General features: G+C 34.0%; 23 protein-coding genes and 2 tRNA genes. 15 read left to right on the plus strand and 10 right to left on the minus strand.

Annotated features, from left to right (window positions below):
• From I3217_RS09525 to I3217_RS09535, 3 genes are all read left to right on the plus strand, one after another.
• Positions 1-823, plus strand: an 823-nt coding sequence (locus I3217_RS09525; RefSeq protein WP_435049526.1) for a glycosyltransferase, incomplete at its 5' end; no start/stop codon positions are given.
• 178 nt (positions 824-1,001) lie between these two features.
• Positions 1,002-2,051, plus strand: coding sequence for a glycosyltransferase family 4 protein (locus tag I3217_RS09530; protein ID WP_435049527.1), 1,050 nt, complete (start codon positions 1,002-1,004; stop codon positions 2,049-2,051).
• A 44-nt stretch (positions 2,052-2,095) separates the two neighbouring features.
• Positions 2,096-3,895 (plus strand): right-handed parallel beta-helix repeat-containing protein, encoded by a 1,800-nt coding sequence (locus I3217_RS09535; protein ID WP_435049528.1) that lies wholly within the window; start codon positions 2,096-2,098, stop codon positions 3,893-3,895.
• A gap of 486 nt (positions 3,896-4,381) precedes the next feature.
• Here the strand turns inward: I3217_RS09535 and I3217_RS09540 are convergent, their stop codons facing one another.
• The gene (locus I3217_RS09540) at positions 4,382-4,930 is read right to left on the minus strand and encodes a serine acetyltransferase (protein ID WP_435049529.1); all 549 of its coding nucleotides are present in this window, start codon (positions 4,928-4,930) and stop codon (positions 4,382-4,384) included.
• A 395-nt stretch (positions 4,931-5,325) separates the two neighbouring features.
• Entirely contained in the window at positions 5,326-6,915 is a 1,590-nt protein-coding gene (locus I3217_RS09545; protein WP_435049530.1) for a T9SS type A sorting domain-containing protein, read from the minus strand.
• Positions 6,916-7,475: 560 nt separating this feature from the next.
• Between I3217_RS09545 and I3217_RS09550 the strand changes: the two genes are divergently transcribed.
• Positions 7,476-7,934, plus strand: a complete 459-nt coding sequence (locus I3217_RS09550) for an RNA methyltransferase (RefSeq protein ID WP_435049531.1) — start codon at positions 7,476-7,478, stop codon at positions 7,932-7,934.
• A 72-nt stretch (positions 7,935-8,006) separates the two neighbouring features.
• Here the strand turns inward: I3217_RS09550 and I3217_RS09555 are convergent, their stop codons facing one another.
• The 3 genes from I3217_RS09555 to I3217_RS09565 form a co-directional block, all read right to left on the minus strand.
• On the minus strand, positions 8,007-8,969 hold the full coding sequence (locus tag I3217_RS09555) for a pectinesterase family protein (protein WP_435049532.1): 963 nt from the start codon (positions 8,967-8,969) through the stop codon (positions 8,007-8,009).
• 5 nt (positions 8,970-8,974) lie between these two features.
• A complete protein-coding gene (locus I3217_RS09560; protein WP_435049533.1) occupies positions 8,975-11,434 on the minus strand; it encodes a glycosyl hydrolase family 95 catalytic domain-containing protein in 2,460 nt (819 codons plus the stop codon).
• 84 nt (positions 11,435-11,518) lie between these two features.
• The gene (locus tag I3217_RS09565) at positions 11,519-13,147 is read right to left on the minus strand and encodes a glycoside hydrolase family 43 protein (RefSeq protein ID WP_435049534.1); all 1,629 of its coding nucleotides are present in this window, start codon (positions 13,145-13,147) and stop codon (positions 11,519-11,521) included.
• A gap of 264 nt (positions 13,148-13,411) precedes the next feature.
• On the opposite strand from I3217_RS09565, the gene I3217_RS09570 reads away from it, so the two are divergent.
• Together I3217_RS09570 and I3217_RS09575 are read left to right on the plus strand one after the other, a co-directional pair.
• Positions 13,412-14,275 (plus strand): outer membrane beta-barrel protein, encoded by an 864-nt coding sequence (locus tag I3217_RS09570; protein WP_435049535.1) that lies wholly within the window; start codon positions 13,412-13,414, stop codon positions 14,273-14,275.
• 184 nt (positions 14,276-14,459) lie between these two features.
• The gene (locus tag I3217_RS09575) at positions 14,460-15,395 is read left to right on the plus strand and encodes a GNAT family N-acetyltransferase (protein WP_435049536.1); all 936 of its coding nucleotides are present in this window, start codon (positions 14,460-14,462) and stop codon (positions 15,393-15,395) included.
• Positions 15,396-15,544: 149 nt separating this feature from the next.
• Here I3217_RS09575 and rpsT (I3217_RS09580) read toward each other — a convergent pair whose 3' ends face one another.
• From rpsT (I3217_RS09580) to proS, 5 genes are all read right to left on the minus strand, one after another.
• On the minus strand, positions 15,545-15,796 hold the full coding sequence (gene rpsT, locus I3217_RS09580) for a 30S ribosomal protein S20 (RefSeq protein WP_435049537.1): 252 nt from the start codon (positions 15,794-15,796) through the stop codon (positions 15,545-15,547).
• A gap of 24 nt (positions 15,797-15,820) precedes the next feature.
• A tRNA-Glu gene (locus tag I3217_RS09585) sits at positions 15,821-15,892 on the minus strand.
• 336 nt (positions 15,893-16,228) lie between these two features.
• Positions 16,229-16,480, minus strand: a complete 252-nt coding sequence (gene rpsT, locus I3217_RS09590) for a 30S ribosomal protein S20 (RefSeq protein WP_435049537.1) — start codon at positions 16,478-16,480, stop codon at positions 16,229-16,231.
• 26 nt (positions 16,481-16,506) lie between these two features.
• A tRNA-Glu gene (locus I3217_RS09595) sits at positions 16,507-16,578 on the minus strand.
• Between the two features lie 173 nt (positions 16,579-16,751).
• Positions 16,752-18,230, minus strand: coding sequence for a proline--tRNA ligase (gene proS, locus I3217_RS09600; protein WP_435049538.1), 1,479 nt, complete (start codon positions 18,228-18,230; stop codon positions 16,752-16,754).
• A gap of 99 nt (positions 18,231-18,329) precedes the next feature.
• Here proS and I3217_RS09605 point away from each other — a divergent pair, with 99 nt between their 5' ends.
• The 9 genes from I3217_RS09605 to I3217_RS09645 all read left to right on the plus strand — a co-directional run.
• Complete coding sequence (locus I3217_RS09605) at positions 18,330-19,268, plus strand: hypothetical protein (protein WP_435049539.1); 939 nt, start codon at positions 18,330-18,332, stop codon at positions 19,266-19,268.
• Positions 19,269-19,295: 27 nt separating this feature from the next.
• A complete protein-coding gene (locus I3217_RS09610) occupies positions 19,296-20,819 on the plus strand; it encodes an OmpP1/FadL family transporter (RefSeq protein WP_435049540.1) in 1,524 nt (507 codons plus the stop codon).
• Between the two features lie 123 nt (positions 20,820-20,942).
• A complete protein-coding gene (gene folE, locus I3217_RS09615) occupies positions 20,943-21,620 on the plus strand; it encodes a GTP cyclohydrolase I FolE (protein WP_435049541.1) in 678 nt (225 codons plus the stop codon).
• An 11-nt stretch (positions 21,621-21,631) separates the two neighbouring features.
• The gene (cysS, locus tag I3217_RS09620) at positions 21,632-23,116 is read left to right on the plus strand and encodes a cysteine--tRNA ligase (protein ID WP_435049542.1); all 1,485 of its coding nucleotides are present in this window, start codon (positions 21,632-21,634) and stop codon (positions 23,114-23,116) included.
• A gap of 45 nt (positions 23,117-23,161) precedes the next feature.
• On the plus strand, positions 23,162-23,386 hold the full coding sequence (gene yidD / locus I3217_RS09625; protein ID WP_435049550.1) for a membrane protein insertion efficiency factor YidD: 225 nt from the start codon (positions 23,162-23,164) through the stop codon (positions 23,384-23,386).
• 77 nt (positions 23,387-23,463) lie between these two features.
• On the plus strand, positions 23,464-24,390 hold the full coding sequence (lgt, locus tag I3217_RS09630) for a prolipoprotein diacylglyceryl transferase (RefSeq protein WP_435049543.1): 927 nt from the start codon (positions 23,464-23,466) through the stop codon (positions 24,388-24,390).
• Between the two features lie 16 nt (positions 24,391-24,406).
• Positions 24,407-24,907: a DUF192 domain-containing protein gene (locus I3217_RS09635; RefSeq protein ID WP_435049544.1), complete on the plus strand. Its 501-nt coding sequence runs from the start codon at positions 24,407-24,409 to the stop codon at positions 24,905-24,907.
• Positions 24,908-25,168: 261 nt separating this feature from the next.
• On the plus strand, positions 25,169-25,810 hold the full coding sequence (locus I3217_RS09640) for an outer membrane beta-barrel protein (RefSeq protein ID WP_435049545.1): 642 nt from the start codon (positions 25,169-25,171) through the stop codon (positions 25,808-25,810).
• A gap of 115 nt (positions 25,811-25,925) precedes the next feature.
• Positions 25,926-26,041: DUF6095 family protein (locus I3217_RS09645; RefSeq protein WP_435049551.1), on the plus strand; the 116-nt coding region annotated here is incomplete at its 3' end.

Below are 26,041 nucleotides of genomic sequence, written 5' to 3' on the forward strand. Positions count from 1 at the left end.
AGATGTTTTATTCGCCAAAATTTTAGGATATAAAATTATTGCCATCGTTCATGAATATCATATTGCGCTTCCAGGAAACTATTTTAAGAAAACAAACAGCTATATTTTTGATAAAACTTTTGGATATTTTTCCACAGCAACTTTACCTATTTCGAAATTTTTGGAGGATAAAAACAAACATTATAATAAACCTCAACTATTATTACCCATTCTATACGATTTTTCAAAAGACAATAAAAAAGGAAAGCGGAATGAAAGTAACAACGAATACTTTTTATTTTGTGGACATGCGAGATATGCTAGACTTATTCTAATAATTGTGCAAGGTTTTAAACAATTAAACTTTGAATCTTATAACATACAACTAAAGCTTATACTACATGGAACACCTGAAGACATTAAAAGAGTGGAGTTAGATATTATTAATTTAGGAATTAATAATAGGGTTACTATAGAGTCTAAGTTACCATTTTCAGTATTAAATAAAAGATATAATGAGGCTTTAGCACTATTAGTACCTCTTGATCCTAAAAACTTGCAGGACAAAGCAAGATTCAGCCAAAAAACGGCAGAGTATCTTTCTTCTAAAAGACCTGTTATTACAGTTAGTGTTGGAGAAATTACTGCCTACTTTAAAGATAAAGAAAATGCTTTGGTTTGCGAAAGTTTAAATTCTGAACAGATTGCAGAAAAAATGAATTGGATTCTTAATAATCGAACCCAAGCAGATGAAATTGGACAAAAGGGATATATTACTGGAAAAAAACATTTTGATTATAGAAAAAAAGGAGAACAGTTACATTGTTTTTTAAAGACACTATAATGCGAAATAAACTAGAAACACCTTTATATTTATCAAATAAACTATGAAGTCTAGTTAGAATTAATTTTCTCCATAATCGCTCTTTTAAATAGCCTATAACAACTAGACAGAAACACAACACCTAATCAATAAATATGCTTTTATACACTTCTTAAGTTTGACTTCTATTAAATTTGATATGAAAAACAACAAAAAAGTATTAATTGTAGGCACTTCTCAAAATACACGAGGGGGTATTACATCAGTAATTAAATCGCATATGCTAGGTTCGCATTGGGAAAATTATCAATGTTATCACATTGAAACACATATTGATAAAAGTAACATCCATAAATTATTCTATTTTATTAATGGTTTTACAACCTTTTTAAAAAAAGTTAATAATTACCAATTAATTCATATCCATTTAAGCGAACCTGTATCTGCAATTAGAAAACTCCCCTTTTTTGTAATATCTAAATTACTTAATAAAAAAACAGTACTTCATTTTCATTCCTTTTCACCTGAGACATCCCTTCAAAGTAATTTTAAATGGTTATATCAATATTACTTCCAAAATTCAAATAATACCATTGCAATTTCTAATTATTGGAAAAATGAAATCAATAAACTTGGAATACAACCAAATAAAGTAACTGTAATTTACAATCCAAGCCCAGAAGTTAATTTAATATCTAGTGAAAAAGAAAAATATATCCTATTTGCAGGAACACTGAATAAAAGAAAAGGCTATAGTGATTTAATTCATGCATTTGGTAAAATAGCTAAAAATCATTTGGATTGGAAACTAATATTAGCTGGTAATGGTGAAGTAGAAAATGCAAAACACTTAATTAATAAATTAAATATTAAAAATCAGGCTGAATTAGTTGGTTGGATTGCAGACGAAAAAAAGCATCAAATTTTTCAAAAAGCGAGTGTGTTTTGTTTACCTAGTTATGCGGAAGGTTTTCCTATGGCTGTTTTAGATGCCTGGGCCTTTGGCATTCCCGTAATATGCACTCCAGTGGGTGGGTTACCTGATATTGTTGAAGAAGGAGAAAATGCACTAATGTTCCAATGTGGTGACATTGATAAATTATCAGAGCAACTGGAAAAATTAATAAAGAATGACAATTTACGAAAGTCTATCTCCAGCAAATCAAAAAGTCTTTCTTCAACAATTTTCAACTTTAAAAGCATCAATAAACAAGTTGAGGTCTTATATAAGTCTTTACTTTATTCTTAATAATTTCAATACATCTCTTTGTGCTTTACAACAACTAAGTTTATATGAAAGGTTATTTATCAATTTTAATGACTATTCTTATTTATCAATGTATTTATCCTTGTGAAGTTTATTACATTAGCAATAATGGAAATGACAATAATGATGGTTTAACCCCTTTGTCCGCTTGGAAATCTTTAGATAAATTACAAATAGAAATCCATAAAATGCCTAAAAACTCAGAAATATGCTTTGAACGAGGCAGTATTTTCTATGGGAGTTTAACAATTGAAAATGATTCTATTTTTCTAAGTGATTATGGAGATTTAGCAAACCCACCAGTTATAACAGGTTTTCAAACAATAGCAAACTGGGAAAAATACAGCCAAAATATTTTTAAAACCAAAGTAGAAGGTATCAGTTCTCTTAACGTTGTTCTAGTAGATGGTGAATTTCAAAACTTAGGCAGATATCCAAATCAGGGATACTTAAACATAATGAATGCTTCTAAAAATAATATATTTGATAGAAACCTAAATGAAAACTGGACAGGTGGAGACATTGTAATTAGACAAACAAGATGGGTTTTAGATAAGTTTTCAATTAAAAAACAAGAACAAAAAACTTTATATTTTGAAAACACTGGTAGTTATACACCCAAAAAAGGTTATGGCTATTTTATACAAAACCATTTAAACACACTTGATAAAAATAATGAATGGTATTTTGATGGACTTTACTTATATATGTTTTTTGAAAACAATAATCCCTACCACTATAACATTCAAATTGCGACATTAAACAATGGATTAACTTTAAAAGGGAACAACCTAACTATTAACAACATAATAATTCAAGGTTTTAATCAAAATGGCATTTTTGCAGATAACACCATTAATGTAGATGTAAATTATTGTGATATCAGCTTCATTGGTAAAAACGCTATAAATGCTACTAGTAGTTCCTATTTAAATATTTCAAATACTACATCTGAAACTTGTAATAATAATTTTATAGAAGGTAGGTGGAACGCTAATCATGCTACAATAAAGAATTGTGTAATAAAAAATATTGGCATTTTTGAAGGCATGGGTGCAAATGGAGATGGCTCTTATTCAGGAATATATTTAATCGGCAATAATTCAGAGATTATTGAAAACAAAATTAGCAATATCGGATATAATGGTATTACTTTTTCTGGATCTAAATCAATCTGTTCTTATAATAATATTAAAAATACTTGCATGATTAAAACAGATGGTGCAAGTATTTACACTTATTATTATAAACTGGACAGTCCCCCTAAGCAAATGCAGATTTTCAAAAATACAATAGAATTTTCTGGTGGAGCTGATGCGTTAGGAGGAATTAATGGAGAAGAAGATTTTTCTAATGGGATATATTTAGATGGGTATTGTAATGATGTTTTTGTCTCAGAAAATATTGTCTCCCAATGCCATATTGGATTTTACACCAATTCAGTACGTGGACATAAAATCATTAATAATATTTTTTTTGATAACAGAAAGTATCAGGCAGCCATAAGACAATGGTATAGAGAAGCATTACCATATAGCTTTGAATTTAATTTAAATTCGCTTGTAAGCACACAAAAGAGTCAATTGATATTAAGCATTCATAACCCTTATTTTAGCATTAATTCCAATTTTATAAAATTAGAAGAAAACACTTATAGTTACTCATTTGAGGACTCTTTAAATTTGCCTTTTCGAATTATTGATAAAAAACACCCTTTGGGCAAAGAAATGAATTTTGCAAATTGGAAAAAGTTAATTGATTTTGAACAACAACCTACCTTTCTACCCAGTCTCCTATTAATTGACAATAAAATTCAGAATAATTAACAAAAATCTTAAGTTATACTATTATTATAAATCAATTCTCTATTTCTAACTAGTCACAAATTTTAAGCAAGCTAATATTTACTTAATTACTCTATTGGAAAGTTTATTAAATACATTTGACATATTTTTAATAGCTTACTAGAATTTATAAATGAGAAAAAATAAATCTTCATGAGTAAAAACAAAAAGCCACATTTAAATCATAACTCACATAAATTAAGTAATTATTTTTCAGATAAATATCATCTAAGAACAATTGGGTTTCCTATTCGATTATTTTAGAAACTAATAGTCCAATGTATTTTAATAATCGACATAGATGCTATAACAAAGATTGGGAAAAATTTAAACATTTTTCACGACCAAGGTTTAATTGTAAACAATTCCCCCAAATTAAGCGATAATGTCACTCTAAAGCAAAATACAACTATTGGAAATGCTAATTCTAAATTTATTAACCTAAAAATAATTTACTCGACATAACACTTATTTTTTCATTTTTATGATTTTTGCAGGTATTCCAGCTACCACACAATTATCCGGGACGTCTTTCACGACAACCGAATTGGCTCCTATTACAGCATTATCACCAATAACCACTTCTCCAAATACTTTTGCCCCCAACCCAAAAAAAGAATTATCACCAACTTTCACAAAACTACCATCATCTTCAAGGTTTTTATTCCCTATTACAACACCTGGCTGCAACGTACAATTCTTTCCGATTCGACAATTAGATTTTATTCTAATTAATGCGCCTAAATGATAAATTCTTAAACCAGGCCCAATATTATTGGGCTTAATATCGATTTTCAAATTATAGCATAATCTTCTGTATAGAAAATAGTAATACAGATATCTTATTTTGGATTTATTATTATTTCTATAATATTCAACAAAGCGAAGATAGCGTTGATACTTGTATATAAACCAAACTTCATTTTTAACGATCCAATCTTTTAAGCTAGGCTTTTTCCCAAAACGTTTAAGATCTTCGGATAAATAATATTTTAAATCTGCTTTTGTCTTAATCATAACTTACCTAAATCTCCGATAGAAAGCCCACATAACTCACTATTAAAAAACCACTTGAACTCAAATTTAAACATTTTATTACAATATAAATCCTTCTTAAATATTAATAAGAAAAATTAAATTATAACAACTAAAAATTAAACAAACAGCAATACACATTCAGAAACACTACAAACAATACAATTTAACAAACTAATTATTATATAATCATGGTATAGTATTAATGATGAAGCTAATAATTAGAACTAATACTCCTTATGCCTTTAAACAAAAAAATATCGAGAGCTTTTACCCCTCGATATTTAAACTTTATAAGCTAAGTGAGATATTACCAAATAAAGCTATTTTCAGAATGCCCCCTAGAAAACTAATTCTAAATAAATATCTCTTACTATCTATTTTTTATATACTTTTCTTACAGCTGTTTCTCCTAGTTCTGTTTCTAATTCCAGAAGATAGATTCCACTTTTCAACTCAGAAATATCTATCTTGTTTTCTTTAAGTCCTTTTCTAAACACAATTATCTTACCTAATAAATCATATATTTTGTATGATTGTAATTTTTTGTTAAGATCAATTATTATTATTATATCATCTACGGGATTAGGATATATTTTTATTTTTAAAGGTTTAAAATCTACAATACTTAAAGTCGTATCGTATTCATAAGCACCAATATCCAATCCATTTCCTATTGGTCTTTGGTTGCCATTGAAATCATTACTTGGAGCTAAAATAGAAGAACCACTATCTATAGCTGGGCTTGTTGAGTTAATATGAAGATCTGTATTTTCGTCTAAGGTTGGATTGATATAATTAGGATTAGCTATTATAGAGTTTGTTCCCTCTACAAAATTTCCATTACCACCAAATAATAAATTATTTTCAAATAAAATATTCGTACTATAATATCCTGATATATTGATTGGTTTATCACTTTTAGCATACATAATGTTATTTCTAACTATAACATTACTTGATTGAGCAGCATTAATTTCTCCGGTAGATATCTCAGGTGTTTGTTGATTACAATAAGTAGAGTTATTAATTATATCAATATTATCACTTTCAAAAATGTGTATTCCTGCACCTCCATTTCCAATTACTACATTGTTTCTAATTAAAGTTTTACCAGTATAAGCACCAAGTGTAGAGCCGGATTGTGTGTTTCTTGAATCATCTATTATAATGCCATTTCCATCAAGATAAGCACACCCCCAAAATGTAACAGGAACAAGCCCTTTATTTCCTCTTAAATAGTTGTTTTCAATTATCATTCTATGGGTGGTTGAATTTGAATCGTAATTCCAATTTTGATACAAACTGATTCCACTATTCCCGTAAACATTATACCTGCAATTATCATATACTTTATTATTTTTTATTGTAATATAGTCACTACGATTAGCTCCTATACCACCTCCGGGACAATCAAAAACTTCATTATTAGTAATCTCAATATGATGCACATAACCAGTACTCCAGCTATTTAATCCCATCATTGATATACCAGTTCCATTATAAGTTGCTGTTATAGTTCCATTGGGGTTGTTACAACCACCTGGTTGATTTAGAGCGTCAATTAGATTTAGATTATCAGAATTGCCTTGAATTATGAAGCCATTTATTTTTATATAAGCTGCACCATCTTTTACTTGAAAACCTCCCCATCCAGTAAATTTAATTACAGGATTATGATTAGGGTAGTTGGTGTAAGTTATCCAGTTTGAAGCTGATCCAGCTCTTGTTACATAAACTACATGAGTATCTCCCCAAGAACTTGTGTATTCACCATTCATAACATAAACGGTATCTCCAGGGTTTGTTAGATTAGCTGCTCTTTGGATAGTTTTAAAAGGGGTGTTCTCAGACAATCCATTATTTGCATCGTTACCATTTATAGCACTAACGTAATAATCCGTAGCAAAAACTTTGAGTCCGGTAATAAAAATAAGAATAGTTAAAAATAAATAATTTTTCGTCATAATAAATTAATTTAAATGGTAGATTTAATTGGGATTACGTGCTTTAATATCTCTTTCTCATGCTTTTTTGAATATCGTTATGAATAACTGCAATATCATGAACAGCAACAATTTTTGAATTGTTTTCTTTTGGTAAGACATTGATTTTTGAATTTCACTGAATTTAGCTTCTGGTCCTGATTATGATTTATTGTTTTGGTTACTGACTTTTTATTTGTCCATTTTCATGTTCTAAGGCTACATATTTATTTTTATAACCCAATAAGAAGCATTAAACATAAAGCTATAATTCATATTAAAATTTTACTTCTATTTTTTAGTTTACTATATCTACGTCCCAAATTATTTTCTAGACTTTTTTTTTTTTTACCACAGCAACACCACAACAATAAACACCTAATATTTAAACAAATAAACCCTAAAAAAAATCTAAAAAATTTAATAAAAAACACTTAAACTCTGCTCCCCTTCCAAAATACAGAACATCCAAAATATTCTATTCCCTTCATTTGCCCCACTCCCAACTCCAATTTCCCTACTTGTTTATTATTTTTGCCCCTATGAATGATAATTTTACAAATGAGTTTTTTGGTATAGGTATTCAAAATGGTAAAACACCAGAAAACCTGGGTATGCTATGGCGATCGGCACAAAACTTAGGTGCTAGTTTTATTTTCACTATTGGTAATCGTTATGCCAAGCAAGCCTGCGACACACACGATGCGGTTAAGGCCATGCCTTATTTTCATTACGAAAATTTCGACGAGTTTTTTAACAATATGCCTAAAGGAACGAGATTGGTTGGTGTAGAATTAACCGATGACGCCGTACCCTTGGAAACCTTTAATCATCCGAGGCGATGTGTTTATCTATTAGGAGCTGAAGATCATGGTCTCTCTAAACAAGCCATAGAAAAATCACATTTTCTTGTAAAATTTAAATCTGAATTAAGTTTAAACGTAGCTGTTGCCGGTAGTATAGTAATGTACGACAGAGGAATTGCCAAGCCTAGATCTTAATCGCCTTTTATCATTTAAACAGTGTTACAAAGCTGAACAGCCTTAATACAGGCATTTGCTAGCAGAAATCATTTATTCCTGTTCACCTAATAATTGTTCAACGGTATATTTTGAAGCCTCTGTTTTGCTTAACTGATTTGACCAGGAAACACGCTGCTTAGACGCTCCAGGGCCTTTTGAATTATATTCGGCATAGTACGCTGTTTGTTCTGCATCTGTTTTCCCCCAGTTATGCCAACCTTCAGATTTTATATGTTCACCCATCCAGCAATTAATAAACACAGTTTGAGCGTAGTTTCGCCAGGGACGTCCTAAATACACACTGCCTTTAGGGGCATCGCCTGTCAATTTGCAATTAATAAAAGTTAAGCCAGAATCCTCGCCCTGTTCTGTAGATGCTGCTGTAATATAACTACCTCCTTTTTTTGAATAGATTTCACAGTCTTCGAAAACAGCTGTAGACCAGCCAAAAATAAAGTCGGTTGTTCCCTCAATATAGCAGTTTTTATAATGTTGCCGTGATTTTTTCCCATGTACATACAAGGTGTCCTGAAACCCGAGAAACCTACAATCTTCGAAAACAACCTTATCTCCATCCACCCGAACTGCCACAGCCTGACCTACGGGACCGGACGAATTTTGGAATGTGATATGTTTCGCTTTAAATCCATCTCCGAAAACGAAAAAAGAAGACGATCCCGTAGTGCCCATTTCCTCACCAAAAGCATTGGTTTTACTGGCATAATCATCGTAGGTTAACACGACCTTTCCCACATCCTCTCCTATAAAAGTCACATTGCTTTTTGAGGTAGGCAATACAAGTTTTTCTTTATAAATTCCGTTTTTTATATAAATCACCGTTTCCTGTTTCCGAAAATCAGGCACTGCCATAATCGCTTCCTGGACAGTTTCAAAATCACCAGAACCATCTTTTGCTACTGTAAAATCATTTTTTTCTATTTGGGCATTTCCATAAAAACTAACAAAAAACACCATCATTAATAAATGAGTTATACCTTTTAATTTAAACTTCATATTTTTTATTTTTTTGAATTAAAACCATAGATTTCTCCTTTTTCGGTTTCTACATCATACACATAAAACTCAGGTAATTCTAAGCTTTTAAAGAATGCTTTATCTGAAACCAAAGGTGTCTTAATTTCGGGCACTTTATAAAACTTGTTATTATTTTCCCCAGAAGCCAAAGGCAATTCTTCACCTTTTTTATCATACAATTTTACTTCACTCCTAATTCTGCAAATTCCCCCTAAACCCGAATGAATTTGCAATTCTGTAATCTTATTATTTTCCCATTTTAAATCCACTTCAAAACCTCCTCTCGCTTTCAGACCTTGTATCGCTCCACTCTTCCACGCCTCTGGTAAGGCAGGTAAAACATGAATTGTGCCATCATGCGATTGCAATAGCATTTCAGCAATACCGGCAGTACACCCAAAATTCCCATCGATTTGAAAAGGAGGATGGGCATCAAAAAGGTTCGGATACGTTCCGCCTTCTTCTGTTCCATCCTTAACCAATGTTAACTGATCCTTTATTAAATCGTAAGCACGGTTTCCATTTAAAAGTCGAGACCAGAAATTCACCTTCCATCCCATAGACCAACCAGTTGACTTATCCCCTCTGTACACAAGACTTTGCTCTGCAGCTTGAAATAATTCTGGATTTTTAAACGGTGAGATCTGTGCCGAAGGGTGTAATCCATACAAATGAGATATATGCCGATGTTTATTCTCTGGATTATCCCAGTCCTTTATCCATTCCTGTAATTGATTATGCCTCCCGATTTGCATTGGAGGCAACCGCTTTTTTAAATCTTTTAAAACAGCAGCAAACTCTGTATCAAATTCTAAAATTTCCGATACCCGAATCGCATTAGAAAACACATCAAAAACCAATTGATTGTCCATTGTTGTTCCATAGGTAATCCCAACGCCATTCATATATTTATTTTCCGGGGACATCGAAGGCGCAACTACCAACCAATGATTATCTGGTTCTTCCTGTAACACATCCACATAAAATTCGGCTGCTGATTTTAAAACAGGATAATAGTTTTTAAGAAATTCTATATCGCCTGTATATAAATAATGTTGCCATATATGTTGTGTTAACCAGGCTCCCCCCATAGGCCAAAAACCATAAAACCCTCCATCTACAATTCCTGAAATGCGCCAGATATCCGTATTATGATGTATATTCCAGCCTTTAGCATGATACATTTTCTGAGCACTTTCTTTCCCTGTAACTGCTAAATCTTCAAGCATATCAAACAAAGGTTGATGTAACTCCGATAAATTAGTCACTTCTGCCGGCCAGTAATTCATCTCTGTATTAATGTTTACAGTGTACTTACTATCCCAGGGTGGTGATAATTTGTCATTCCATATGCCCTGTAAATTAGTTGGCTGTCCTCCTGGTCTGGAACTCGAAATCAGTAAATATCGTCCAAATTGAAAATACAAGGATACTAATGTTAGGTCTCCAGAAGTTTCAAAGCTTTTTAAACGATCATCTGTCGGAAGATTGTTTTCAAGCTCATCTCCTAAAGTAAAACTTACTCTATCAAAATACCTTTTATAATCTTCTACATGATTCGTTTTTAAATTCTCAAAGTCCTTAGTATTACTTTTCCTTAAAAACAGCTCAGCAATCTGCTTAGCATTGTTACTTAAATCTTGGTAATTTTTAAAATTGGTCCCTATACTAACTAACAAAAGAACCTCGTCGGCCTCCTTTATTTCATTTTTTTCGTCCTGTTCTATTAAATTTCCTCCTTGAAGTATCGGTTGTACTAAGGTTACAAATTCAATCTTACCTTTTTTATTTTCATGGAACCCGGATATTCCTTCTAAAGATAGAATACCGTCTTTAATCTTGATTTTATGTTGTAATTGCGGACTGTCTAAAGAAATACTGAAACTTAAACTTTTTGCTTTATTTGCTGTTAATCGAATCACCATTAGTTGGTCCGGAAACGAAACAAAATACTCTCGTTTAAAATCAACTCCATGCGAGGTATACCTAACTTCTCCTACTGCATTACCAATATTTAAACTTCGTCTATAGTTTTTAATTACGTCATGATTTGGAAAGTTTAAATTTAAATTACCCACAGTTTGATATGGCACACCATAGTTATTATTTTTTGGTGTAGCTTTTGTAAACACCTTACTCGCCAGGTCCTGAGCTTCACTATTTTTTCCGGAAAATAACAGCGTCCTGATTTGCTCTACTTCATTATAATAGTCTTTAACAATATTATTTCCTGGTTCCCCTGCCCAAACCGTTTCTTCGTTTAGCTGAATGGTTTCCTGCTCTACTCCTCCAAAAAACATTCCGCCTATGCGCCCATTACCAATAGGTAGTGCTTCATTCCAATTCGTTGCCTTTTTATTATACCAAAGCTCATTCTTTTGCTGCGAATACATAGAAATAGAAAACCCAATGAACCAAACACTAATAATTAAATATTTTAACATGATTTATATTTTAAACTGACTGCTTAACTTTTCAGCTATTTCATTTAAATTAGCACACAGGAAAAGTCCCTTTAACCTTATTAATTATTTAGTAATTCTAAAATATTCAACATCTGCATAACCACCCCGTTTAGCTTCTGGCGTAGTTATACTAAACAGTCCCATTTTTGCCCCTATCCATTTACCTTCACGGGCTTTAAAAAGCTTACCTATAGATTTAAAATTCTTTCCATCTTCGCTATAACTAAACTGGCACATGGCATCCGGAGCTATAACTTTTACCTTTATAAAAACTGAATTACCTTGTAATTTAATTTCCTCGTTTAAAGTTTCAGCTTGTCCCTGATCTGCATTTAACGCCTGATTTTGTTGTAAATAAAACTCACCTTGTTTTTGAAAGATTGTAACAGTAGCATAATCTCTTCCCATAATCAAAACCCCTGCTTTACGCTCCTGTTCTGCATCTTCTGGGACTAAGGTTATTTTAGTATTTACTGTAAATTCAGGCGCGGGGAATTTCTGCAACAATAAATTTGGAACATCCCAGAGGTTTTTCCCATTTTCCGGAGTTGTAATACTGAACAATCTCAAATAATTATTCCCAGGTAATTTGGCATACCATAATATATTGGGATTGGCATTCCACTGCCACTGCACCCCAAGACTATCTGCAGTAAACTCATCTGTCTCCCTAGGCATTTCTATTGGATAGGATTTTCTCACTTTGGGCTTTCTATAACCTGTAACAGGTTCTCCTATTCCATTTCCATCGCGATCTTTTCCCATTACAGGCCAATCATTCTTCCAACTCATAGGTTGCAAATGCACGATACGCCCGTAGGCATACACATCCTGAAAATGATAAAACCAATCCTCTCCTTCGGGAGTTTCAACCCATGCGCCCTGGTGCGGTCCGTTTATAGCCGTTTTGCCTTGTTCCAGAACAACCTTTTCTTCATAAGGGCCATAAATATGTTTAGATCTTAATACTAATTGCCACCCCGTTGCTACTCCACCTGCCGGAGCAAAAATGTAATAATAACCGTTACGCTTATAAAACTTAGTACCTTCTACGGTTGGATGATTTTCATGTCCGTCGAACACATGGCGTCCTTTATCAATAACTTTTGTACCGTCCGGATTTAATTTAAAAACCGTTACCAGACTTTTAACTCCCGCCCGGCTACCTGCCCAGGCTAAAGACAGGTAGGCCTTACCATCATCATCCCAAAGCGGACAAGGATCTATAGCGCCTTTAGCTTCCATGACCAAAACGGGAGCTTCCCATTCCCCCGCCGGATCTTTGGTTTTAACCATATAAATTCCAAAATCAGGATCGCCCCAATAAATATAAAACTCATTATTATGATATCGAATACTCGGAGCCCAAACCCCATTGCCATGCTGTGGCATATTAAAATGTTCAACAGGGACTTGTAAAGGCAACGCATGATTAATTAACTTCCAGTTTACCATATCCTTAGAATGCAGTATAGGCAAACCTGGAGCGGCATTAAAACTGGACGCCGTCATATAATAATCATCTCCTGCACGTGTTACATCAGGATCTGAATAATCAGCATAAATTATTGGGTTTTTATATGTTCCGTTTCCTTGATCTGACACCCACACATCAGAAATATATGGTTCACTTTGTTGAGAAAAACACAGGTTTGAAATAAATAATGCAGTAAGTACGGTTAGTTTTTTCATTAGAGCTTGTATTCAATTTTGGTTAGTTTTCAAGAAAAGGAATTGAAGATTCCTAAAGCACTAGCTTTTCAAATATATTCATTTATAAGCCCACAAACTTTTAAAATAAGCACAAAAACTTTAAAAATTTATACAAAAACCAAAATCATAAACGTTATATCATCATTTACACAAAAATCCATAGCAATAAATGGTCTTTTGTCAATAAAAAACATTCGCAGTTCACTATAAATATTACCTTTGCCGCAGTTTAAAACAAAATTCATGAAAAAAACTCTTTTTACTCTATTAAGCATTTTAGCGAGCACTACGTTTTATGCTCAATTTCAAATTTCTGCCAGTACAGGATATGCTATCGGAAGTGCTGAAACCAAATTAGGAGAATCAATTAACTCGACCGAAACAAAAAACTCTTATGGAAGTTACGGTGAGGGTGTTAACTTTCAAATTCGCGGAACCTATTTCTTCAATGATACTTTTGGAGCTGATTTAGGTTTTGGATATTTAAACGGAGCCGACCAAACCGTATCTAGAGTTGACTTACCAAACGAACAAATTGACGCTATAGCACGTGCTCGTGCTTACGGAGCTTCTTTGGCTTTAGTTTATAAGTTTACTAATAATCTTTATGGACGTTTTGGAGCTTTAATTAAAGTCGCTGGTAAAACAGAAGCTGTAGTTCATAGAGAAGCTACCTTTTCTGATCAGGAAGCACAAGCTTTAGGATTACCTTCAGGATCTTATTCTGAAACGGATTATGTTGAAGATTTTCACGGTAAATTCCCTTTAGGATTTGTAGGAGCATTAGGATATAAATACGATTTAAACTCAAATTTCTCTTTATTTGCTGAAGCCGAATATTACGGTATCAGTTTAAAGCGTAAAGATTCTGAGATTACAGAATTTAACACAAACATCGTTTTACCGGATGGTACAGTTGCTGTTGAAGGTTTCTATTCTCTGGACAATTTACCTGATGGTTATGTAAAGAAATCAACTTATGTAGACGAACTTCGTCACGATAATACAGATTCTTCTAAAAAATTAGCTCAAAAAGTACCATATTCTTCTTTTGGGGTAAATGTTGGAATCACATACCGATTTAATGCTTCGGCTAAAAACCAATAAAAAAACTTTCTTTTCATTCTTATAGAAAAAGCTGAACCTTAAGGTTCAGCTTTTTTATTTCAATCCTTTTTCTACAAGTACCTTTTAAGGATAGAACCTAAATATTAGCATAGTTCTCATAAAAAAATAAAGTATTATTGTATAACATAAGAATGTTACATTAAGATTCAATTACTTTATTAAGATGATAGTTTTAGAAACAGAACGCCTGTATTTAAGAGAATTTACAACTGATGACGCTAAAAACTTCTTCGACTTGAACGCTGACGAGGAAGTGATGAAATACACCGGAGATGTTGCTTTTAAGTCTATTAAAGCGGCAACACAATTTCTTTTAGAGTACAATCCTTACGAGATATACAAAATGGGACGCTGGGTCGTTTGTTTAAAGTCTACGAATGAATTTATAGGCTGGTGTGGCTTAAAATTTCACCCTGAAAGTAAAATAATAGATGTCGGTTACAGATTCTTCCAAAAACACTGGAATAAAGGTTATGCCACCGAAAGTTGCAGTGCTGTGCTGGATTATGGTTTTAACGCGCTTAAATTAGACGCTATATATGCACACGCCCATATAGCAAACACGAAATCACAAAACGTGTTAGAAAAATGTGGATTGGTAAAAATTGATCAAGCTATTTATGATGGTATGCCGGCTTATCTATTCAAAATAAATAATCCGTACTTTTCAATAAAAACAATAGATGCAAAAGACACCTATAGTGTCAGACATCCCGTATTAAGACCCGGTCGTCCAATAGAAGATTGCGCTTTCGAAGGAGACGATTTACAGACCACATTTCATCTAGGCTTGTATTTTAAAGACGAATTAGCCGGTGTGGTGACATTTTTAGAAACCAACAATAGAGATTTAAAAGTTCCTAAACAATTCCAGTTACGGGGAATGGCTGTTTTAAAATCGTATCGGGGTTTAAACTTTGGAAAGCAACTGGTAACTCAGGGGGAACTTCTGGTTAAAGCTAAGGAGGGTTCTTTAATCTGGCTTAATGCAAGAGAGATTGCTGTTCCGTTTTACAAAAAAATGGGATATACTGTTTTTGGAGTTCCGTTTGATATTCCTATAATAGGACCACATTACAGCATGTGCAAACAGTTTTAACCTGAATCTGAAAAGAAAGTCCTATTTACATAAAAGTCTTGAAATTAATCAGGATCTATGGACTTAACAGTAAATAATCAAATTTAAAGTAAACAAAAAAGCTTCCCAATTTTGAGAAGCTTTTTGTTATTATATAACTTGATAAGTTCTTATAAAGAAGCTACGTGCTTTGTTAAACCTGATTTCAGGTTAGCTGCCTTATTAGCGTGAATAATGTTTTTCTTCGCTAATTTATCAATCATAGAAATCACGCCAGAAAATAAAGCCTCAGCCTCTTCTTTGCTTCCTGCCTCGCGTAACTTTTTAATAGCATTACGAGTCGTCTTGTGCTGATATCTATTTCTTAGACGCTTAGCTTCGTTACTTCTGATTCTCTTTAAGGATGACTTATGATTTGCCATTGTAATTCTTTCTTTAAATAGTTGTAGCCCGTAGGGGAATCGAACCCCTCTTACCAGGATGAAAACCTGGCGTCCTAGCCGATAGACGAACGGGCCATTGTTTTTTTTGAGTGTGCAAATGTAAAACCTTTTATTTAAATTTCAATGCTTTTTTTGATAAATTTTATTCAAAAATTCAAAATCCATTCCAAGCATTCTATTAGTCAAACAGTTACATTTAACACTCCGCTGTTTTTATTTACTTTTTAATTCTATAAAGAGTCTTTTAACTTACTCTTCCTTTCAAAATTAAAACCAGAACTTACTAAAAAACAAAAAAGCCTCGATATTACTCAAGGCCTTTGTGACACAACATTAATAACCAAATTTAATGTAAACAAAAAAGCTTCCCAATTTTGAGAAGCTTTTGTTATTATATAACTTGATAAGTTCTTATAAAGAAGCTACGTGCTTTGTTAAACCTGATTTCAGGTTAGCTGCTTTATTAGCGTGAATAATGTTTTTCTTCGCTAATTTATCAATCATAGAAATCACGCCAGAAAATAAAGCTTCAGCTTCTTCCTTGCTCCCTGCCTCGCGTAACTTTTTAATAGCATTACGAGTCGTCTTGTGCTGATATCTATTTCTTAAACGCTTAGCTTCGTTACTTCTAATTCTCTTTAAGGATGACTTATGATTTGCCATTTTAATTCTTTCTTATTAAATGATTGTAGCCCGTAGGGGAATCGAACCCCTCTTACCAGGATGAAAACCTGGCGTCCTAGCCGATAGACGAACGGGCCATTGTTTTTTTTGAGTGTGCAAATTTAAAACCTTTTATTTTAATCTGCAAAACATTTTTTCAAAAAACTTACAATGTGATTTTCTATTTCTTTTACCGCATTGCGGGTGCAAATATACAACCATTTTTGAATGTCGCAATAGCTAATCTAATTTTTATTAAAAAAAAATAAAATTAATACGCTTTAGCAAACAACACTCTTCTGGAAGATGGCTTACCAGAGTATACACATACCCCTGCTTCCTCTTCAGAATCTAACGGTATACAACGAATAGTTGCCTTAGTTAACTCTTTAATTTTATCTTCAGTTTCCATTGTACCATCCCAATGCGCAGAAATAAATCCACCCTTATTTTCTAAAACATCTTTAAACGCTTCAAAAGTATCTACCTTCGTAGTATGCTCTGCGCGATAATTTAACGCTTTATTATATAGCGCATCCTGAATTTCGGTCATTAGTCCTTCTACTACTCCTGTCAAGACATCTAAAGCAACCGTTTCCTTTGTTAAAGTATCTCTACGCGCTAATTCAACTGTGCCATTTTCAAGATCTTTAGGACCTATTGCAATTCTTACCGGCACACCTTGTAATTCGTGCTGTGCAAATTTAGCACCTGGTCTAAAGGTTGTTCTGTCGTCATATTTTACAGAAATATTCTTAGCTCTTAAATCACTTATTATGAGTTTTGCTATTTTAGAAATTTCTTCAAACTCTTCATCCGTTTTAAAAATAGGAACAATTACAACCTGATTAGGTGCCAGATTCGGAGGCAATACTAACCCGTAATCATCACTATGTGTCATAATTAAAGCGCCCATTAATCGCGTAGACACTCCCCAGGAAGTTGCCCAAACATAATCCTGCTTCCCTTCTTTAGAAGTAAACTTAACATCGAAAGCTTTAGCGAAATTCTGTCCAAGGAAATGTGAAGTTCCTGCCTGTAAGGCTTTTCCATCCTGCATCAATGCTTCTATACAATACGTTTCGTCTGCCCCTGCAAAACGTTCACTTTCTGTTTTAGTCCCCTGAACAACTGGTATCGCCATGAAATTTTCTACAAAATTAGCATACACCGTATTCATTAACTGTGCCTCTTCTAAAGCTTCTGCTTTCGTTTCGTGAGCCGTATGCCCTTCCTGCCATAAAAATTCAGCAGTCCTTAAAAATAAACGTGTACGCATTTCCCAACGTACCACATTAGCCCATTGATTTATTTTAAGTGGTAAATCACGATAAGATTGAATCCACCCTTTGTATGTATTCCAGATAATGGCTTCACTGGTTGGTCTAACCACCAATTCTTCTTCTAACTTAGCCTCCGGATCTACACGCAGTTTCCCCGCTTTATCAGGATCGTTCTGCAATCTATAATGTGTAACAACAGCACATTCTTTAGCAAATCCTTCCGCATTTTTTTCTTCTGCCTCAAATAAGCTTTTCGGGACAAATAATGGAAAATATGCATTTTCATGACCTGTTTCCTTAAACTTTCGATCTAATTCTGCCTGCATTTTTTCCCAGATAGCATAACCATATGGCTTTATAACCATACACCCTCTAACTGCAGAATTTTCAGCCAAATCGGCCTTCACTACCAATTCGTTATACCATTTCGAGTAGTCTTCTACTCGCTTTGTCAGTTTTTTACTCATATCTTTGCTTTGGCACAAATATTGTGCTATATTACATATACATTATAGTTTCGCAAAACTAACTATTTTTGTTATTTCAACAATAAATTTACTTGCTATATGAACTATCTTTCTAAATTTAAATATAAATGGGCTACCCTTGCAATATGCATTTCCTTTCTCGGACTTTATTCCTGTGGAAGTTCGCAAGAATATGCTCAGCAAAACATCGATGGTATTTATGGTACGCCTAACCGTACTGTAACTAATAACAATTCTTATTACACGACTTACTTTAGAGAAAAATCTCAGGAATACGACATGTACAACCAACAGGAGCAAGACTCCGTATTTACTGATGTAGACTCTTATTCCAGTAACACATATACTGCTACAGACGGAAACCAAAACGACTATTTCGGTAATGGCGGCTGGGGTACACAAAACGAAAGCGTTACTATAAACTACTATAACGACCCGTTTATGTACGGCGGATGGGGCTACCCTTACTCCGGTTGGGGCTGGGGACTTGGCTGGGGCTACCCTAGTTACGGCTGGGGCTGGGGCTTCGGCTGGGGAGCCGGCTTTTATAATCCGTATTTTCCACCGTATTACGGTGGTTGGTATGGTCCGGGATGGTACGGCGGTGGCTGGGCATACAGTCCTTGGCACAGACCGAGATATACTTATGGTAACAGAATGTACTCTCACAGAGGTTTAGCCTATAATACTTCCAGATATTACAATACCAACAAAAGATACAATACAGAAGCTTCTACGCGATATCAGAATTTTACAAGAAGAAATTATTCGACGTCAAATTCTCGAAACAGTAATACAACAACGCGTAATTATAGCACAAACCGTTCAACAAGAAATTACAACAATAACTCCACGAGAAGTAATAATTATAATTCAAATCGTTCTAACTCTAACAATTCCTATAACAGATCGCGAACATCTACAAACAGAAGCTACTCTACTCCACGTTCATCCGGAAGTATGAGATCCTCTGGTGGCATGAGGTCTTCAGGAGGTGTAAGATCCAGAGGAAGATAACATAAATCCAACCCCATATTTTTTAAAATGCGTTTAAAAACTTTAACTTTTTATATAGCAGGCATACTTTGTATGCCTGCTTTTTATGCTCAAAACATTAACGATGCTGTACGTTATGCTCAGGACAATATTAGCGGGTCTGCGCGATACCGGGCGCTTAGCGGAGCTTTTACAGCTTTAGGAGGCGACCTTTCTGCAACAAACCTTAATCCCGCCGGATCTGCTGTTTTCAACAATAGCTTCACGTCGTTTACACTTACTAATATAAACTCTAAAACTAAAACCTCCTTTTTCGACACGCATAATTCTAATTCAGATTCTGACACAGAATTCACTCAAATAGGAGCTGCCTTAGTCTTTTACAGTCCAAACCTTAGGGATAATTTCAAGAAATTCTCATTTGCAATCACTTACGACAAAACTCAGGATTTCAGAAATGACTGGACAGCAAATGGAGTAAACACAAATTCTATTGACTCCTATTTTTTAGAGAACGCGCAAGGGCTAAGACTTGATCAGATTTCTGCCTTAGCAAATGAATCTTATTCTCAGGCTTATGCAGAAATTGGGCGTCTATACAATTCACAACATCAACAGGCCTTTTTAGGATATGAATCTTATATAATTGAACCGCTAGAGTACACAGACGAAAATACAGAGTACACTTCTAATATTGCTCCGGGAACATTTAATCAGAGATACGTATATGCATCTACAGGGTATAACGGAAAAATCGCTGCCAATCTTGCGGCTGAAGCGACCGACAAACTCTATGTTGGAATTAATTTAAATGCCCATTTTATAAATTTTGACCGATATACGTATTTATTCGAATCAAATTCAAATAGTGGCTCTTTAGTTCGATCTGTAAACTTTGAAAATACCTTATCTACAATTGGAAGTGGTTTTTCTTTTCAACTTGGTGGAATTTACAAAGCTACAGATCGTCTAAGACTGGGTTTAACCTATAACTCTCCAATCTGGTACACTATTGAAGAAGAAACCACTCAAAACCTGACGACAAGACGATACGACAATGGCACAGACATAACCCAAGCGGTTAACCCTAGAATTAGTAACATTTATCCTGCCTATAAATTACAAACTCCTGGAAAAATCGGGGCAGGTGTAGCTTACGTTTTCGGATACCAAGGTCTAATTAGTGTAGATTACTCATACAAAGATTATGGCAACACTAAGTTTAAACCTAAAAACGACGTTTACTTTTCTGAGCAAAACAACATAATAGAAAACAATTTAAAAGCAGCCTCAACTTTTGCAATTGGTGGAGAATACCGCTTAAAACAGTTAAGCTTTAGAGGCGGTTACCGTTTTGAAGAAAGTCCGTATAAAGACGGAAATACCATTGGCGATTTAAGCGGATACTCTTTAGGCATCGGTTACAGTTTTGGAGGTACTAAACTGGACTTTACGTACGACATGTCTCAACGCGATTCGGAGCAGCAGTTATACAACGTTGGTTTAACAGATGCCGTTGCTTTAGACAACAGAAATTCGAACTTTACCGTATCTTTAAGTTTTGCTTTATAAATAGCCCTTGCAAAATTGTATAAGAAACACACCAATTCGAAACCTTTAAATGTTTCATAATTCAAACACAATAAAAACGGAATTACTTATCTTTGCAGATTAATACAGAATTACTTTTTGATAATGAAATTTGATAATAATATAGAAGAATTCGAATCTTTAGGCGACGATCATATTGGAACTTCAACAGAAACTCCAATGCGTGCCGATGCTTTTAAACTTTCAAATGACGAAAAGATTGAAATTATAAAGGACGACGTACGCCATATTATGGAAACCTTAGGTCTTGATTTAACAGACGACAGTTTAAAAGGTACTCCTAATCGCGTAGCCAAAATGTTTGTTAAAGAAATTTTTGGAGGTCTGGACCCTAGTAGAAAGCCAAGCGCTTCAACTTTCGATAACAAATATAAGTATGGTGAAATGCTGGTTGAAAAAAACATTACAGTTTATTCTACCTGCGAACACCATTTACTTCCTATTGTAGGTCGCGCACATGTCGCTTACATATCTAACGGAAATGTAGTTGGTTTATCAAAAATGAATCGTATAGTAGATTATTATGCCAAACGTCCACAGGTACAGGAACGATTAACCATTCAAATTGTTAAAGAATTACAAGCTGTTTTAGGTACCGAAGATGTGGCCTGTGTAATGGATGCAAAACATTTATGTGTAAATTCCAGAGGTATTCGAGATATTGAAAGTAGTACCGTTACTGCAGAATTTGGTGGAAAATTTAAGGAAAAAGAAACCCGTCGCGAATTCCTGGATTATATAAAACTGGACACACAATTTTAAACAACCAAAATATGCCGCAGCTCTATAAGCAACAAAGCATTAAAATTTACAACTCTCTTACCGGCCAAAAAGAATTATTTACACCTATTAACGAAGGTTACGTAGGTATGTATGTCTGCGGCCCTACAGTTTATAGTAATGTCCATTTAGGTAATGTTAGAACGTTCATGTCTTTTGATATGATTTTCAGATACCTCAAACATTTGGGGTACAAAGTACGCTATGTAAGAAACATAACAGATGCCGGACACCTTGAAAATGATGCTGACGCAGGCGAAGATAAAATAACCAAAAAAGCCCGTCTGGAACAAATTGAACCAATGGAAGTTGTACAGCGTTACACTGTAGACTTTCACAATATATTAAATACGTTTAATTTTCTTCCTCCAAGCATCGAGCCTACCGCAACGGGACATATTATAGAGCAAATTGAACTAATAAGTACCATTATTGAAAATGGATTTGCTTACGAAGTAAACGGATCGGTATATTTCGATGTTCACAAATTTAACGAGAGTCACGAGTACGGCAAATTAAGTAAACGAAAGCTGGAAGACTTAATTCATAACACCAGAGAATTAGACGGACAAAGCGATAAGAAAAACCCTCAGGATTTTGCCCTTTGGAAAAAAGCCGAGCCACAACATATTATGCGCTGGCCTTCGCCTTGGGGAGACGGTTTCCCAGGCTGGCACTTAGAGTGTACAGCCATGAGCACAAAATATCTAGGTGATAAATTTGATATTCACGGTGGAGGAATGGATTTAAAATTTCCACATCACGAATGCGAAATAGCACAAAACGAGGCTGCCAAAGGCGAATCTCCGGTTAATTACTGGATGCATGCCAATATGCTGGAGTTAAATGGACAGCGTATGTCTAAAACAACAGGGAATACAGTTAACCCAGACGAATTACTTTCTGGAAATAACACGTTCTTTAGTAAAGCTTACGCCCCGAGTGTAATTCGCTTTTTCATCGCGCAGTCTTCGTACAGAAGTGTCTTAGATTTAACCGATGATGGCTTACTCGCCAGCGAAAAAGGCTATGTTAGACTAATGGATGCTATAAACACTTTAGAAGAGTTAAGAGCTACTGCTTCATCGTCTTTCGACATTAAAGCCTGGCAACAATCGTGCTATAATGCCATGAATGACGACTTTAACTCGCCGATTCTAATTGCACATTTATTTGAAGCCGTAAAATACATTAATCAGATAAAAGAAGGTAAAGCCACAATATCCGAAACTGATTTAGAGCTTTTAAAAGGCTGTATAAAAACCTTTACTTTCGATATTTTGGGACTGGAAAAAAGCACTAAAGAAAATAAGAGTGAAGATAAATTAAGTGGAGCTGTAGCATTACTTATAAAACTCCGCCAGGAAGCAAGAGCAAATAAAGACTTTGCTTTATCCGATAAAATTAGAGACGAACTTGCTGAAGTTGGAATCCAATTAAAGGATGGTAAAGATGGTACAACTTTTACAACACATTAAACTTAATACGGACAAGACTATTTTTCTTGTCCGTTTTTTTATATCATTATGAAACGTATCCTTATAGCTCCCTTCTTATTTCTTATTAAAATATATCAAAGTGCGATTTCTCCCCTTTTTCCACCGTCCTGCCGCTATCATCCCACATGTTCTCAGTACACTAAAGAGGCTTTAATAAAACACGGTCTTTTTAAAGGTGGATGGTTAAGTATAAAACGTATTTTTAGCTGTCATCCCTGGGGTGGCTCTGGTTACGATCCCGTACCTTAAAATAAAGCAGGCTTAACCTGCTTTTCCTTTTTAATCCTTAAGCAAATGTCTATATTTACCCTTGTAAAATTTAACCTATGCACATTTTAAAATTCGACTGGAACCCTACTACAGGAATCGATATAATTGGTAATTTTCAACTTCATTTTTACAGCCTCATGTGGGTTATTGCTTTCCTTTTAGGGTGGTATGTAATGAAACGCATTTATGAAAAAGAAAAAGTGTCTTTAGAATATTTAGACCCTTTATTTATCTACACCGTTCTGGCAACTATGATTGGAGCTCGACTAGGACACGTCTTTTTCTATCAGTCTGAATTAATTCAACAGGACTTTTTCAGTATCTTTTTACCTTTCCGGTTTAAACCCGAAATAGAATTTACAGGTTTTCAAGGCTTGGCCAGCCACGGTGCTGCTATAGGTATAATCATCGGGATGTATCTCTATAGAAGAAAATACAACTATAAATCGTTAATGTGGATTTTAGACCGCATCGTTATACCGGTATCGCTTGGGGCTATTTTTATTAGAATTGGTAATTTTATTAATTCCGAAATTATAGGTAAAGTCACAAATTCTAATTTAGGTGTTCGCTTTATTCAGGATGAATACAGTAAAAGAGAAGCCGTACAATTAACAGGAATTAAAAACCCTAAAGCTGCGTATGATGCCATTGCCAATAATCCTCAATTTCAAAATTTACTGGATGCCGTGCCGTACAGACATGCTGCACAATTATACGAATCTGCCTGTTATGTTTTCGTGTTCATTATTTTATGGACGCTTTACAATAAAACAAACAAATCTGAAAACCCAGGGTTTCTTTTCGGTTTATTTTTAGTACTACTATGGACTATTAGATTCTTCGTAGAATTCGTAAAAGAAGCGCAAGTGGACGAACGTGCTTCGTGGGCTTTAAATACCGGACAATGGTTAAGTATTCCTTTTATCCTTGTCGGTCTTTACTTTATGTTTGTATATAAGGGCAAAACAAAATTGAACTAGAAAAACATAAAACATTATGAGAGTTAACATCGTAAAAAACATCTTAAAACTCCTTGTTATTACTAGTATATTAACTCTCAACTCCTCTTGTAAAGAAAATAAAGAAGTCAGAGTCACCCCTCTTGAAGTTTCTTTTACCAAAGAGGGTGAATTAACTATTTATAAGGCTAAAACAGATTCCATAATAAAAACACTGGATATCGAAATTGCCGATACGGAATTTGACAGGGAAACAGGACTAATGTATAGAAGCAGTATGAAACCAACCCAAGCTATGCTATTTGTTTTTCCTGATGAAATGCCTCGTTCCTTTTACATGAAAAACACACAGATTGGTCTCGATTTGCTATACATAAAAGCTGATAAAATCATAGAGAGTTTTCAGAAATATGCCAAACCAATGGACGAATCATCTTTACTATCAGATGGGCCCGCAATGTATGTTTTAGAAATAAATTCAGGTTTAGCTGATCAATGGGGCCTAAAGGTTGGAGATTCTATCTCCTTTACCAACTAAACCAATTGTCCTTAGATACTGATGTACTTCCTTGACATAAGTATTACACATAAAACTTATCTTACTATTCTATTATTAAAAGCACTCCAGTAAGATTTATATTATTAAATTAATTAATCAGTAAATCCTTGATTCTGTGAGAAATTATGCTAATTTTAAATAAAATTTTCGGTTAGTAGAAATTTAGTATAACAAACCAAAAACAACCACACTAAATTTTAAACCGAAAAACACGCTATTATTAAATTAAATAAAACAATTATGAAAAAAATTTTACTTACAGCTACGATAGCTTTATTTACTATTGTTACATCACACGCACAACAAATTCCTGATCAGCAAATTACTCAGAGCCAGGTACAAGATCAATTGCATTCAGCTAAAGGCGTTTCTTTTGAAAAAGGAGGTTTTTTTGTTGAAGGTAGTATCTCTGTTAGTACAGGCGGTGATACTGATTCTTACGGTATTAATCCTAAAGTTGGTTATTTTTTATCAGATAAATTCGCTGTGGGAGGTGATATCGATTTTGGAGGTACTGAAGTCAAAGGAAGTAGTGCCGAAACTGACTTTTTTGGAATAGGTGCATTTGCAAGATACTATTTCTTAGAAATAGCCGATAAACGTTTAAAAGCTTATGGTGATGTTGGTTTAGGTTACGGCCACCATCGTAGTCAAGGTAATGGCTATGATAACACCAGCAACGACATTAAAGCCAATGTTACCTTAGGAGTTAATTATTTCTTTACAAGACATTTTGCTGCTACATTTGTTTTAGCTGATATCTTAACTTACAATAATGCTAATCCAGAAGATGGAGATGCAACCGATACTTTTGAGTTAAACATCAACTTATTCAACAATATTTTTGCGCAACCTCAATTTGGTTTGTTATACAGGTTCTAATAAAACATTTTTTAAAATTTATAAGGCGATAGTTTAATATACTATCGCCTTTTTTATGTAAATATATGAATGAAAAAATACAAATCGGTTCGTAACGCCATAACAAACTACCAAGATGGAAGAGACACCACACACCAATAAAACACTTTTAGTAGAAGGTTTAAAGAAAATGGGCATCGCTTTACTGTGTATGTTTTTAGGACCAACACTAGTACATATTGCCTTAACCAA

Origin of the sequence: Formosa sp. S-31 (genome assembly GCF_051172795.1) — a bacterium.
Taxonomy (GTDB): Bacteria; Bacteroidota; Bacteroidia; order Flavobacteriales; family Flavobacteriaceae; genus Formosa.

Coding starts and splice junctions, on each gene's coding strand:
- I3217_RS09635 (WP_435049544.1), top strand. CDS start 24,407: ATGAGAGTTAACATCGTAAAAAACATCTTAAAACTCCTTGTTATTACT.
- rpsT (WP_435049537.1), bottom strand. CDS start 15,796: ATGGCAAATCATAAGTCATCCTTAAAGAGAATCAGAAGTAACGAAGCT.
- I3217_RS09530 (WP_435049527.1), top strand. CDS start 1,002: ATGAAAAACAACAAAAAAGTATTAATTGTAGGCACTTCTCAAAATACA.
- I3217_RS09545 (WP_435049530.1), bottom strand. CDS start 6,915: ATGACGAAAAATTATTTATTTTTAACTATTCTTATTTTTATTACCGGA.
- I3217_RS09555 (WP_435049532.1), bottom strand. CDS start 8,969: ATGAAGTTTAAATTAAAAGGTATAACTCATTTATTAATGATGGTGTTT.
- I3217_RS09605 (WP_435049539.1), top strand. CDS start 18,330: ATGAACTATCTTTCTAAATTTAAATATAAATGGGCTACCCTTGCAATA.
- I3217_RS09560 (WP_435049533.1), bottom strand. CDS start 11,434: ATGTTAAAATATTTAATTATTAGTGTTTGGTTCATTGGGTTTTCTATT.
- cysS (WP_435049542.1), top strand. CDS start 21,632: ATGCCGCAGCTCTATAAGCAACAAAGCATTAAAATTTACAACTCTCTT.
- I3217_RS09550 (WP_435049531.1), top strand. CDS start 7,476: ATGAATGATAATTTTACAAATGAGTTTTTTGGTATAGGTATTCAAAAT.
- lgt (WP_435049543.1), top strand. CDS start 23,464: ATGCACATTTTAAAATTCGACTGGAACCCTACTACAGGAATCGATATA.
- I3217_RS09610 (WP_435049540.1), top strand. CDS start 19,296: ATGCGTTTAAAAACTTTAACTTTTTATATAGCAGGCATACTTTGTATG.
- folE (WP_435049541.1), top strand. CDS start 20,943: ATGAAATTTGATAATAATATAGAAGAATTCGAATCTTTAGGCGACGAT.
- I3217_RS09640 (WP_435049545.1), top strand. CDS start 25,169: ATGAAAAAAATTTTACTTACAGCTACGATAGCTTTATTTACTATTGTT.
- I3217_RS09565 (WP_435049534.1), bottom strand. CDS start 13,147: ATGAAAAAACTAACCGTACTTACTGCATTATTTATTTCAAACCTGTGT.
- I3217_RS09575 (WP_435049536.1), top strand. CDS start 14,460: ATGATAGTTTTAGAAACAGAACGCCTGTATTTAAGAGAATTTACAACT.
- proS (WP_435049538.1), bottom strand. CDS start 18,230: ATGAGTAAAAAACTGACAAAGCGAGTAGAAGACTACTCGAAATGGTAT.
- rpsT (WP_435049537.1), bottom strand. CDS start 16,480: ATGGCAAATCATAAGTCATCCTTAAAGAGAATTAGAAGTAACGAAGCT.
- I3217_RS09570 (WP_435049535.1), top strand. CDS start 13,412: ATGAAAAAAACTCTTTTTACTCTATTAAGCATTTTAGCGAGCACTACG.
- I3217_RS09540 (WP_435049529.1), bottom strand. CDS start 4,930: ATGATTAAGACAAAAGCAGATTTAAAATATTATTTATCCGAAGATCTT.
- I3217_RS09535 (WP_435049528.1), top strand. CDS start 2,096: ATGAAAGGTTATTTATCAATTTTAATGACTATTCTTATTTATCAATGT.